The 12,734-nt window shown below is 69.7% G+C and carries 9 protein-coding genes; 5 read left to right on the forward strand and 4 right to left on the reverse strand.

Annotation, left to right across the window (positions count from 1 at the left end; genetic code table 11):
* The first annotated feature begins 33 nt into the window (after nucleotides 1-33).
* The 3 genes from OG205_RS17655 to ctaD are packed head-to-tail and all read left to right on the forward strand — an operon-like array spanning nucleotide 34 to nucleotide 7,054.
* Complete coding sequence (locus OG205_RS17655) at nucleotides 34-3,930, forward strand: AAA family ATPase (RefSeq protein ID WP_330277339.1); 3,897 nt, start codon at nucleotides 34-36, stop codon at nucleotides 3,928-3,930.
* A complete protein-coding gene (locus OG205_RS17660) occupies nucleotides 3,930-5,255 on the forward strand; it encodes an esterase/lipase family protein (protein ID WP_330277340.1) in 1,326 nt (441 codons plus the stop codon). Before OG205_RS17655 ends, OG205_RS17660 begins: the two co-directional genes overlap by 1 nt.
* Nucleotides 5,256-5,293: 38 nt before the next feature.
* Nucleotides 5,294-7,054: an aa3-type cytochrome oxidase subunit I gene (gene ctaD, locus OG205_RS17665; RefSeq protein ID WP_330277341.1), complete on the forward strand. Its 1,761-nt coding sequence runs from the start codon at nucleotides 5,294-5,296 to the stop codon at nucleotides 7,052-7,054.
* Here the strand turns inward: ctaD and OG205_RS17670 are convergent.
* Entirely contained in the window at nucleotides 7,051-7,863 is an 813-nt protein-coding gene (locus OG205_RS17670) for an SCO6745 family protein (protein ID WP_330277342.1), read from the reverse strand. The genes ctaD and OG205_RS17670 overlap by 4 nt on opposite strands.
* A 76-nt stretch (nucleotides 7,864-7,939) precedes the next feature.
* Between OG205_RS17670 and OG205_RS17675 the strand changes: the two genes are divergently transcribed.
* The gene (locus OG205_RS17675) at nucleotides 7,940-8,476 is read left to right on the forward strand and encodes a DUF4240 domain-containing protein (protein ID WP_330277343.1); all 537 of its coding nucleotides are present in this window, start codon (nucleotides 7,940-7,942) and stop codon (nucleotides 8,474-8,476) included.
* A 1-nt stretch (nucleotide 8,477) separates the two neighbouring features.
* On the forward strand, nucleotides 8,478-8,969 hold the full coding sequence (locus OG205_RS17680) for a DUF4240 domain-containing protein (RefSeq protein WP_330277344.1): 492 nt from the start codon (nucleotides 8,478-8,480) through the stop codon (nucleotides 8,967-8,969).
* Here the strand turns inward: OG205_RS17680 and OG205_RS17685 are convergent.
* From OG205_RS17685 to OG205_RS17695, 3 genes are read right to left on the reverse strand one after another with little or no spacing between them, the layout of a single operon-like run.
* Entirely contained in the window at nucleotides 8,957-9,316 is a 360-nt protein-coding gene (locus OG205_RS17685) for a hypothetical protein (RefSeq protein ID WP_442916789.1), read from the reverse strand. The two genes, OG205_RS17680 and OG205_RS17685, sit on opposite strands and share 13 nt — an antisense overlap.
* Nucleotides 9,317-9,318: 2 nt before the next feature.
* Entirely contained in the window at nucleotides 9,319-11,247 is a 1,929-nt protein-coding gene (locus OG205_RS17690) for a vWA domain-containing protein (protein ID WP_330277346.1), read from the reverse strand.
* Nucleotides 11,244-12,635, reverse strand: coding sequence for a sigma 54-interacting transcriptional regulator (locus OG205_RS17695; protein ID WP_330277347.1), 1,392 nt, complete (start codon nucleotides 12,633-12,635; stop codon nucleotides 11,244-11,246). The genes OG205_RS17690 and OG205_RS17695 overlap by 4 nt, the downstream gene beginning before the upstream one ends.
* Between the last annotated feature and the right edge of the window lie 99 nt (nucleotides 12,636-12,734).

A 12,734-nucleotide genomic window follows, 5' to 3' on the forward strand; every position in this document is an offset into this window, starting at 1 on the left:
GCACGACGACGTGTGGACAGGGGGTAGTGAGGCATGCAGGAGAGGGTCAGAGGAAGGTTCGTCGGCATCGGCGTCGGCTCCTACGAGCTGGTGCAGCCGCTGCAGCACGCCGTGAGCGACGTGCGGGAGCTGCGCGCCCTGCTCAAGGGCTACGAGGGCGAACCGCTGGCCGACCCCACCGAGGCCGACATCCGCGCGCACATGAAGGCGCTGCGCACCAAGCCGCAGGACGGCGGCGCGCTGGTGGCGTTGTGGAGCGGGCACGCCATCCCCGTCGTGGGCAACCTCAGGCTCCTGGCCAGGGACAACGACGGCGTGGTCGACGGCATCACGCTCCACGAGTTCGCGCTGTGGTGTGCCGCGTCGGGCGCGCACCAGGTGCTCATCATCATCGACGCCTGCTACTCGGGCGCCCAGCTCGACGAGGCCGTCCGCACGGTCGCGGCCGCCCAGGAGGAGCTGCTGGCCGGTCAGGTGCACTGGGCCGGCGTGCTGGTGTCGTGTTCGAGCGTCGAAACGGCCCGTGACGGCCTGTTCGGCGGCAAGCTCCGCAAGCTGCTGCGTGCCGGTCCCACGGCCGATGAGGACGCACGGCGGTGGAGCGACCGCATCGCGTTGATCGACGGTGGCGCGGTCGGTACGGCGCTGCTGAACGCGTGGGACAGCGATATCCAACGGCCGCGCTTCATGCAGTACGGATCCGCACAGCCGATGCTGCCGAACCCTCTCTACGCCGCGAACACGGTCGTGAAGCACCTTCTGCTCGCGGCCCGCGGTGGTGACTCCACGACCAACCGGTCGTGGTTCACCGGCCGCACCGCCCAGGTCGACAAGGTCGTGAGCTGGGTGAAGTCCGGCGCGGCAGGCCTGCGGGTGGTCACCGGGTCGCCGGGCACGGGCAAGTCCGCGGTCGTCGGCCGAGTTGTCAGCCTGTCCAACTCGGCCGAGCGCGACCGCCTGCTGTCCGCCGGGCCGTCGTTCCGGCACGCCGACCCCGGTCCCGAGTCGGTCGACGCGGCCGTGCACGCCCGCGCGATGGACGCCGACCGCGTCGCCGACCTGCTCAGCCGTCAGCTCGTCGCCGCGGGTCTGATCCCCGCGCCCGACGGCCCGCGCCGGGGCGCCGCCGAACTGGTGGGCGTGGTCAGCGCGTTGAGCACACCGCCGGTGCTGGTGGTCGACGGCCTGGACGAGGCGCGCGGCGAGTCGTTCTCGATCGCCACCTCGCTGCTGACCAAGCTCGCGGCCTACGCCGTCGTGATCGTCTCGACGCGGCAGGCGCACCGGGTCGCGGGTGGCGCTCCCCTGCTGACCGAGCTGTCGCCCGTCGAGGTGCTCGACCTCGACGAGGCGGGCAGCGAGACCGATGTGCGCGAGTACGTCCTGGCGCGCCTGGGATCCGGCGCACCGCAGTCCACTGTGGACGAACTGGCGAAGCTGCCGTTCCTGACCGCGTGGATGATCACCGACCAGGTGCTGGCCGACGGCGGCGGCGACCTCCGGTTCTCATTGGAGGCCGCGTTCGACCGTGAACTCGCGAAGGTGTCCTCAGCCCGTGCGCTACTCACCGCGTTGACGTGGAGCTACGGCGCGGGTTTCCCCGAGGCCGAGTGGATGGCGGTCGCACAGGCGTTGTCCGGCGAGGAGTTCACCCGTGACGACATCACCGCCGTGCTCACCGAACTGGGCCGTCACGTCGTGCAGGACGGAGAGGAGGGCACGGCGGTCTTCAAGCTGACGCACCAGACGTTCGCAGACCACCTGCGGCCGCAGTTCGCGCCGAGCCGGGACGTGGTGTTCGCCCCTGGCGCGGAGAAGGTGGCCTGCGCGTTGATCCGGCTCTACCGGCAGCGCATGGACGCCGGCGTGCCGCCGAACGTGCCGGGCTACCTGTGGAAGTACGCGTGGCGGCACTGCGGGCACGCCGGTACGCAGGCGTTGGACGGGCTGCGCGATCTCGCGGGGATGAACCGGATGTTGTTGCCGGACATCGCACTCGCGGCGACGACGGCGGCGAACGAGCTGATGCACTGGGGTCGCGACGACGAGGCCGTCGCGCCTCTCGAAGAAGCCGCCGAGCACTTCCGCGCGTTGGTGCCCACGTTGCGGATGTACCTGGCGGACTTGGCTTTCGTGCTGAACAAGCTCGGCCGGCGGTTCCGTGACGCCGGACGCCTCCAGCAGGCCGTGGCGCCCGCCGAAGAGGCCGCCGTGCGCTACCGCGAGCTGGTGGCGTCGACACCGACGACAGCGGAAAGCCTTACACACAAACGGCTCGCGCAACGCATCGCGAAGACGACGACGCACGGCGGTGACAACCCGACGTACGCGGCGCACCTCAGTGGCGCGTTGGTGGACCTGAGCGAGGTCTACGCGATGCTCGGCCGTAGGCGGGAGGCTCTGTCCACGGCTCGTGACGCCGTCGCGGCGGTCGAAATCGATGCACCGCTTGCGCGCGCGGTGACGTGTCTCGCCGCACGGTGCAGCGACTCCGGCCTGCGCTACGAGGCCATGCAACGGTCGAAGCAGGCCGTCGAGCTGTACTACTCGCTCGCGCAGACGAACCCGGTGTTCCTCGCGGACCTGGTCAGCGCGTTGGTGGAACTGAGCCGCGACTACCTCGCCCTGGGCAGGCTGTCCGACTCCGACAGCATGACCCGGCAGGCCGCGGAGATCAGCGGCACGCTCGGCCGGCACGCGGCGTTCCGTCCCCAGCTCGCGGACGCGGCGCTGAGCCTGAGCGTCGCCTACAGCATGGTCGACCGCACGGACGCGGCCCTCAACGCCGCCCGGCAGGCCGCCGACCTCGCCGACGGCTCGCGGATCCACGCCCAGGCGCTGCACAACCTGATGCGCCGCCAGCGTGACGCGGACAAGCACAGGGACGCGCTGGCCACCGGGCTGAGGACCGTCGAGGTCTGCCTGCTGCCGGAGAACACCGACCGGCTCTCGACACTGGCCGCCGCGTTGTTCACGCTCGACACCCTTTGCGCGGGACTCAAGCAGCCCGAGATCGTCGAGGAGACCTGGGAACGGGTGACCGCGCGGTTCAACGGCCCGCATCTCGCCACGCTGCTGATGCTGCGGGCGGCCGCGACGAGAGCCGGTGATCCGGCGGCGGCGAAGTGGCTGTGCCAGGCGCTCACGCACGTCGGCCAGTCACGGCAGGCGATGCACGACGTGCACGACATCGCGCGCCGCCACTACGACTCGGGTCCGTGGCCGTGGGACTCCACGCCGGACTGGCTGACGGTCGACCGTGCGTTGCTGCGGACTGCCCGCTCGTGGGTGTTCGCGCGGTCGTACGCCGAGGAGCGCGCGCTCCTGGTCACACACCCCGAGTTGTTGTCCACGGACGCGGATGTCGCCGTCACGGAGGCGTTGTACGGGACGAGCCTGATCGAGGCTCAGGTCATCCAGTCGCGCCGTACGACCGCGCAGCAGCAGGGCGTCGCGCTCGCCTATCGGCCGTGGCTGCTCGCGAGTCTCGCGGACGAGTTCATGGACGCCACGCCCACGCGCCGTCGCGAACTCCTCGCCACACGGCGGGAGGAGTTGCTGGACAAGGAAGTGCTGAAGAACGTCCGCGACAACAGGCCCGTGCACGCGTTGCTGTTGCTGGCCGACGAGGACGCCGATGTGCTCGACCTCGTGCTGGACGCCGTGGAAGACCCCACGCGCGTGACCGACATTCTGCGCGGGCTCGCCGCTGGTGCGTCACCGCAGGCCTTGACCCAGGCTGTGACGGCGTTGGAGCCGCACGCGTTGGCGGCGCTGTACAAAGCGGTCGCGCGCGCTCGGGCCGGTGACGAACGTCTGGCGTTGCCCGCGGCGGAGCAGCGTCTGGCCTGGATCCACGAGCTGACCTATCTGGTGCCCGCGAACCTCGCGTTGCTCTCCCTCATCCGCAAGCTCGCCGAGGAGACCTGATGACCGATCTGGTGGTGGTCCTGCCCGGCATTCTCGGCAGCACGCTGCGCAACGCCGACGGCGTGGTCTGGGAGGTGTCCGGCAAGGCCGCGTTGCGCGCGGTGCTGACGCTCGGCCGCAGCCTGGCGCGGTTGAAGCTCCCCGCCGGCATCGGCGACGAACATCCCGGTGACGGCGTCGAGCCCGTCGCGTTGATGTCGGACCTGCACGTCATCCCGGGCATCTGGACGCCGTTGAAGGGCTACGACCGGGTGACGCGCAGGATGAACTCGCTCGGCTACAGCGTGGAGAAGGGCACTCTGCTGCTGTTCGCCTACGACTGGCGGCTGTCGAACCGCTACAACGGCGCGTTGCTCGCCCGGCGGGTGGACGAGGCGCTGGACCGGATCGGGCCGGACGCCAAGGTCAGCTTCGTGTGCCACTCGATGGGCGGACTGGTGGCGCGGTGGTGCATCGAGCAGTGCGGGATGGCCGAGCGCACAGCCAAGCTGATCACGATGGGCACGCCCTATCGCGGGGCCGCCACCGCGGTGGACCAGCTGGTCAACGGCGTGCGCAAGGGGCTCGGGCCGTTGGCGATCGACCTGACGGAGTTCGCGCGCTCGATGCCGTCACTGCACCAGCTGCTGCCTGAGTACGCGTGCATCGAGTCGCCGGGCGGCCTGCTCAAGACCACCGAGACCTCGTTGCCCGAACTCGACACGAAGATGGTCACGGACGCGATGGCGTTCCACGGCGCGTTGACCGACTCGTTCGCTGACCAGACGTACGCGATCCTCGGCGGTAAGCAGCCGACGGCGACCACCGCTCGTATCGCCGACGGCAAAGTCACCTGCTCACGGACATATGAGGGTGAGGACCTGTACGGGGACGCGACCGTGCCCATGGTCGGCGGCGCACGGCGGGGGTTGGCGTTGTCGTCGAACACGCTGCACCGCGTGACGGAGCAGCACACGTCGTTGCAGGACAACGCTGCCGTACTGGACGCGGTGGAGTCGTTCCTGACCGCGAAGGCAGTCGTGCCGCGCAACGTGACGGCGACCGAGCCTCAGCTCACGGTGCCCGACCTCGTGCTGACCGGGGAGGACCTGGAGGTCACGGTCGAGCTGAAGGACACGGCGGCGCGGGCGGTGAAGGTGGCGCTGCTGAACGAGCAGGGCAAACAGGTCGAATCGCGCAGTCCGGCGATCTCCGAGAGGATGACGATCAAATTCGATGAATTGGCCCCCGGCGCCTACTACGTGCAGGTCAGCGGCATTTCGGTAGGCGCTCCGGTGGTCCCGGTGACCAGTGCGGTGCTCGTCATGGATTGCCCCTCGGTCTGACCGGGAGGACGATTCACGTCTGGCACGGAGGAGGCGCGATGACCACGATCAAGCCCACGCCTGTGGTGCCCCATCCGGGGGCGGCGCGTGCACGGCCGAAGGGTTCGTACTTCCTCTCGCTGTTCAAGACGACAGATCCCAAGCAGATCGGGATCATGTACCTGACCACGTCGTTCGCGTTCTTCATGATCGGCGGCGTGATGGCGCTGCTGATGCGCGGCGAGCTGGGGCGGCCGGGCCTGCAGTTCCTGTCGAACGAGCAGTACAACCAGCTGTTCACCATGCACGGCACGATCATGCTGCTGCTGTACGCGACGCCGATCCTGTTCGGGTTCGCGAACTACATCCTGCCGCTGCAGATCGGCTCGCCGGACGTCGCGTTCCCGCGCCTGAACGCCTTCTCGTACTGGCTGTACCTGTTCGGCGCCATCATCACCGTCTCGGGGTTCCTGACGCCCGGTGGCGCGGCGGACTTCGGCTGGTTCGCCTACACACCGCTCTCCTCGGCCGTGCACTCGCCGGGCATCGGCGCGGACCTGTGGATCATGGGTCTGGCGATCTCCGGTCTGGGCACGATCCTCGGCGCGGTCAACATGACGACCACCGTCGTGTGCCTGCGGGCGCCGGGCATGACGATGTTCCGGATGCCGATCTTCACCTGGAACATCCTGGTCACGTCCGTGCTGATCCTGCTGGCGTTCCCGATCCTGACCGCGGCGCTGATGGGCCTGGCGGCGGACCGGCACCTCGGGGCGCACGTGTTCGACCCGGCCAACGGCGGCGTGATCCTGTGGCAGCACCTGTTCTGGTTCTTCGGCCATCCCGAGGTGTACATCGTCGCGCTGCCGTTCTTCGGGATCGTGACCGAGGTCTTCCCCGTCTTCAGCCGCAAACCGCTGTTCGGCTACAAGGGCCTGGTGTTCGCGACCCTCGCGATCGCGATGCTGTCCGTGGCCGTGTGGGCGCACCACATGTACGCCACGGGCGCGGTGCTGCTGCCGTTCTTCGCGCTGATGACGTTCCTGATCGCGGTGCCGACGGGCATCAAGTTCTTCAACTGGATCGGCACGATGTGGAGGGGCCAGCTGACGTTCGAGACGCCGATGCTGTTCTCGGTCGGCTTCCTCGTGACGTTCCTGTTCGGCGGCCTGACCGGCGTGCTGCTCGCGTCGCCGCCGGTGGACTTCCACGTGTCCGACACGTACTTCGTGGTGGCGCACTTCCACTACGTGCTGTTCGGCACGATCGTGTTCGCCACGTACGCCGGCATCTACTTCTGGTTCCCGAAGATGACCGGGCGGATGCTCAACGAGCCGTTGGGCAAGCTGCACTTCTGGACGACGTTCATCGGGTTCCACGGCACGTTCCTCGTGCAGCACTGGCTGGGCAACGAGGGCATGCCGCGCCGCTACGCCGACTACCTCCCGTCCGACGGCTTCACGACGCTGAACACGATCTCCACGATCAGCTCGTTCCTGCTCGGCGCGTCCGTGCTTCCGTTCGTGTGGAACGTCTTCCGTTCCTACCGCTACGGCGACCCGGCCCCGCAGGACGACCCGTGGGGCTACGGCAACTCGCTGGAGTGGGCCACGACGTCTCCCCCGCCGCGGCACAACTTCAAGGAGCTGCCGCGGATCCGCTCCGAGCGTCCGGCGTTCGAGCTGCACTACCCGCACATGGTCGAACGGATGCGGGACGAGGCGCACTTCTCGCTGACCCATCCCGGCAAACACCGGGCAGGTAAGGACGAGGCCACCGAGAAGGCGCTCGCTTCCACCGAACGCGACGGGACCGACTAGCGGCGTCCGGGGATCATCCCGGCGTCGACCACGGCCTTGCTCAGCGGCGCGGCCAGCTCGACGAACCGCTGCTTCTCCTGGTCGGAGAGGACGTCGTAGGCCGGCGCGGCCATGCGGTCCGTGTCGTCCTCGATGCCCTGCCGCAGCTCACGTCCCTGCTCGGTGAGCAGCTGGTCCTCGCCGACGAGCCCGCGCTTCTGCAGGTCCGCGACCGTCGCCGCCCACTGCTCTTCCGACCACGCACGCGTCTTGCGCAGCACGTCGGCCGGGTAGTCGCCCGTCGCGACGTGCAGCACCAACGCCTCGATGCCGGTGATGTTGTGCCGGAGAAGGGCCGCGAGGTGCCCGTCGCCGCGGAACTCGCGCAACAACGTCTGGGCGTGGAACAGCTGCAGACGGGGCTCGTCCGGCCACGGCAGGCGCGCGTGCGCGGCGAACAACGTGCGGCCGCTCAGCATCTCCTTCGACCGCTCGGCAGCGCGCTTCGCCAGTTCGGTGATCTCCTTCAGGTCGTCCGGCAGGGCCTTCGCGAGCGCCTCGTCCGCCGCCTCCCACCGCAGTTCGAGCAGGCGCTCCGGCGTGACCTTCTCCCACGCCTGGGGAATGCGCGCCCGCACGATCTCGGGGTTGAAGTTGTAGAAGGTCGCGATCACGACCTCGGCCCCCACCGCTCCCAGCGCCGCCGCCCGTGACGCGAAGTACCCGCCGGGCCGGTCGAGCCCGACACTCGCGTACCGGGTCTCCGCCTCGGGGGCGAAGTAGATCATTCCGTGCACGGCCTCGAGCGAACGAAACAGGTTCCTGATCATGCCTCCCAACCTAGAACGTTCCGGCTCGTAAGTCAGGCGCCAAAAATTGTCGGACCCCTCTGCCAAGCTTCTCGACGTGGACCCGAACACCTTCTGGAAGCTCATCGCCGACGCCCGCGCGAGCGTCTCCGACCCGTCCGACGGCGAAGCGGTGGCCGACGCCGCCTCCGCCCTGCTGGCCGCCAGGCCGCCCGCGGAGATCGTTGCGACGCAACAGGTCCTGTGGGATCTGCTCGCCGCGTCGTACCAGAACCCGCTGTGGGCGGCGGCCTACCTGATCAACGGCGGCTGCTCGGACGACGGCTTCGACTACTTCCGCGGCTGGCTCCTCACCCAGGGCGAGGACACCTACACCGCCGTCATCGCCTCCCCCGACTCGCTGGCGTCCCTGCCGGCCGTCGTGGAGGCCGCCGAGTCCGGCATGGAGTTCGAGTGCGAGTCGGCCCTGTCGATCGCCTGGAACGCCCACATCAAGGCCACCGGCATGCAGTTGCCGCAGGACGCCTTCCGGATCCGCTACCCCGATCTCGACCCGGACTGGGACTTCGACTTCGACGACAGCGCCGAACTGGCCGTCCGCTTACCCCGCCTGGCCGCGCTCTACGAGTCGTGAGGTGCCCGGCTTCTGGCAGCTGATCTCCACCGCGCGTGCCGGTGCCGAGACCTGCTGCGAGGTGGCCGCCCGCGCCTCGTCACTGGCCACCGGCCTGCCCGCCGCGGAACTCCTGGCCGCGCACCGGTCCTTCTCACGCCTGATGGACGACTCGTACCGGCACCGCCTCTGGGCGGCCGCGGACCTCATGAAGGGAGGCTGTACCGACGACGGTTTCGACTACTTCCGCGGCTGGCTGCTCACCCGTGGCCAGGCCGTCTTCGAGGCGGCCCTCGCCTCACCGGACACGCTGGCCGACGAACTGCGGCCGTCGTGGCTCGGCTACGAGTGCGAAGAGGCCACGTACATCACGTTCGTCGCCTACAAGGAGGTGACAGGCGTCCATCCCCCGGCGTCGCCCAGACTCCCGAAGATCTCCTGGGAGTTCGAGTTCGACGACGAGCAGGCGCTCCGGCGTTTCTTCCCGCGCCTGTCCGCGCTCTACCTGCACTGAACGGGTGGCCGGGCGACGAGCACACCGAACGCCACGTGATCCAGCCACTGCGGAATCCTGGGCAGTGCACGGATCTGCGCGTTGTGGCGCCCGATGACCTCCAGGTCGAGGGCGGCGATCACCAACCCGGCCACCGCCCCACCGACCACACCGCGCACCCGAAGCCGTGTCAGCACGAACGTCCAGAACGCAGACACGGCCAGGTGCGCGACAACGCCCGAACGAACACCGCCGCCGACCAACGACCCGGCGGCTCTGGTGGCGCGCAACAGGTCGTCACCCGCCACCAGTGCGTGCACGGTCGACGGCACGCCGCTCAGCACAACGGCAAGGAGGAACCGACGCACCATCAACCACGCCGGCGCCGAGACTTCAGGTAGTCGCTGACCACAGCGGCCCCAAGCCCTTCCTCGTCCGCCGACACCACACGCCCACCGCCCCGCCGGGCCACGATGTCGACGAAGGCGGCCAGCCGGGGGTCGTCGCCCAGCTTGAACACCGAGATCGTCGCGCCGAGCCGAGCCAGCGCGTCGACCTCGTTCAACGTCTTGGCCAGCGTCCGGGGCAGCGGCGGGTAGTTGAACTCCGCGTCACCCTCGGGCTCCAGGTGCGCCGTGGGCTCACCATCGGTCACGACGAGCACCACTGGCTGTGCGTCGGGATGGCGACGGACGTGGCGTCCTGCCAGCAACAGGGCGTGGTGCAGGTTCGTGCCCTGCTCCCACACGCCTTCCAGCGCGGTCAGCTGACCGATGTCCACGGCCTCGGCGTAACGCCCGAAGGTCACCAGTTGCAGAGCGTCCGTCCGGAAACGGGTGCGCACGAGGTGATGCAGGGCGAGGGCCGTGCGTTTCATCGGCACCCAACGGCCGTCCTGCACCATCGACCAGGAGGTGTCCACGCACAACGCGACAGCCGCACGGGTGCGGTGTTCGGTCTCGGACACTTCCAGGTCCACGACGTCGAGGGACATCGAGCCGGAGCGCAGCACGGAGTTGCGCAGGGTTCGTGGCACGTCCCAGGGTTCGGTGTCGCCGAACTGCCAGGGTCTGGTCGAGCCGATCAGTTCGCCCGCGGCGCCGGCCGAGGTGGTCTCGCGGGAACCCTGCGACGACCGCAGCTGGTCGACGACGCCGCGCAGGGCTGTTTCGCCCAGGCGCCGCAACGCTTTGGGCGTCAGGCGCAACGAGCCGTCCGGGGCGCGTTCCACGATGTTCTGCTGGCGCAGCGCCTTTTCCAGCTCTGCCAGGCGACGGGCGTCGACCGAGGCCGACTCGCCGAGCTGGCGTTCCAGGGCTTCTAGGTCGATGTCCTCCAGGCGTGCGCCCGGATACGACTGCGAGAGCTGCTCGGCCAGGGCGTCGAGTTCGGCGAGGTCCGCCATGGCCTGCGCGCCCTCGCCCAGGCCCAGCGGGTCCTGGCCGCGGAAGCGGGAGGACGACGTCCAGTCCTCGCCCGGGCGCAGGCGTTGCAGCAGCGAGTCCAGAGTGGACAGAGAGGAGCCGATACCACCGAAGGCCTGCTGGGACAACGCTGACAGCTCGGCACGCTGGGCGTCGGTCATCGAGTTCATCATGCGTTGCGCGGCCGCCGAACGGGCGGCCAGCGCGTCGATGAGCTCGTCGACGTTGCGGGGCTTCTCCGGGAAGAACTCGCCGTGCTTGCGCATGAAGTCGTCGAACATGCGCGGTGTGTCCGGGGAGCCGGACGCGTGCGCCTCCAGCAACGAGTTGAGGTCGCCGAGCATGCGCTGGATGCGCTTGACGTCCTCGGCGTCCACGTTGGACATCGCTTCCTTGATGCCCTGGAAGCGCTGGTCCAGCAGTTCGCGGCCGAGCAGGTCGCGGATCTGCTCGAACGCCTCGCGGGCCTCCTCGGAACGCCAGTCGTAGGAGGAGAGCTCCTGCACGGCCGCGGCGGTGCCCGCCGGCAGGGCGTCGAGCTGGGCCTCGCGGAAGCGCGCGTCGTCGGACGGGTCCGGGAACAGCGCGCGACGCTCGGCCTCGACCGCCTTGTCCAGCAGCTGCCTGACCTCGGTCAGCGTGCCGTCCAGGCGGTGCCGCCGTTGGATCGACGAGCGGCGCTGCCACAGGCGTGACGTCATGTCGTCGAGGCCGCGGGTGCCGTCGACGCCGCGGCGCAGCAGTTCGCGCAGGGCGGACGCCGGTGAGGCGCCCTCCATGATCTCGCGGCCGAGTTCGTCCACGGCCGCGCGGAGGTCCACCGGGGGCGCCAGCGGATCGGCGCCGCCGCCCCAGCGTCCGTAGCGGTATCTCATCCGTACACCGATCGGTCGTCGTCGGAGGAGTCGTCCTTCGACAGGTGGCGGGTCAGGTACAGCGACTCCAGGGCCAGTTCCACGGCCGAGGCGATGCGGCCGACGGGGTCCTTCGGGCCGGCGCCCATGCGGGCCGCCACCTCGTGCAGGATCGGCAGCTCCGGCAACGCCGCCAGCAGGTCGCCGGCGTGCACCCGGTCGCCGGTCGCGACGGGGTGGCCGTCCGAGACGACCTCGGCCAGCGCGCGCAGGTTCAGACCGGCCAGGCGGGCGCGGGCGGTGTCGGCGATCGAGCGACGCAGCAGGTGGACCAGGACCTCGTCCTCGCGGCCCTCCTCCCCCGCCTCGAACTCGAGCTTGCCGCGCAGCACGTCCGGCACCGACGCGAGGTCGACCGGGCGGGCGATGGCCGGGGTCTCGCCGATCAGCGCGGACCGGCGCAGTGCCGACGCCGCGACGGTCTCCGCCGCCGCGACCGCGAACCGGGCGGAGACGCCCGAGCGCTGGTCGATCGACGACGACTCGCGCAGGTTCCGGACGAACCGGGCGATGATCTCCAGCAGGTGGTCGCCCACCTCGGCGACGAGATCGGCCTCCTGGCGGACCAGGTCGACCTCGGCGTCGATCTCCAACGGGTAGTGCGTGCGCACCTCGGCGCCGAAGCGGTCCTTCAGCGGCGTGATGATGCGGCCGCGGTTCGTGTAGTCCTCCGGGTTCGCGGTCGCCACGAGCAGCACGTCCAGCGGCAGCCGCAGCGTGTAGCCGCGGACCTGGATGTCGCGCTCCTCCATGACGTTGAGCAGCGAGACCTGGATGCGTTCCGCCAGGTCGGGCAGCTCGTTGATGGCGATGATGCCGCGGTGGGCGCGCGGGAGCATGCCGTAGTGGATCGTCTCCGGGTCGCCGAGCGAACGGCCTTCCGCGACCTTCACGGGGTCGACGTCGCCGACCAGGTCGCCGACGGACGTGTCGGGCGTCGCGAGCTTCTCCGCGTAGCGCTCGTCGCGGTGCCGCCACACCACCGGCAGGTCGTCGCCGAGCTCGGCCGCCCGCCTCTTCGACTCGGGCGTGATCGGGTCGAGCGGGTGTTCGCCCAGCTCGGAGCCCTCGATGACGGGCGTCCACTCGTCGAGCAACGTCACGATGGTGCGCAGCAGGCGGGTCTTGCCCTGCCCGCGTTCGCCGAGCAGGACGACGTCGTGGCCGGCCAGCAGGGCGCGCTCCAGCTGCGGGAGCACCGTGCGGTCGAAACCGACGATGCCGGGCCACGGGTTGCGTCCTTCGCGCAGGGCCGCGAGGAGGTTCTCCCTGATCTCGGTCTTGACGCCGCGCGGCAGATGCCCGGCGGCGCGCAGTTCGCCCGCCGTGCGGGCCAGGTTCTGGGTCACGCAGACGACGCTACGCACCGAATCGGGACCCGTCGATGTGGAGCAACTCCAGGCGCGGGCCGGGCTCGTGCGCCAGAATGCGGGACGACATGAGTGACA

The sequence above is a fragment of the Lentzea sp. NBC_00516 genome (genome assembly GCF_036346835.1).
In the GTDB taxonomy this organism is placed as follows: Bacteria; Actinomycetota; Actinomycetes; order Mycobacteriales; family Pseudonocardiaceae; genus Lentzea; species Lentzea sokolovensis.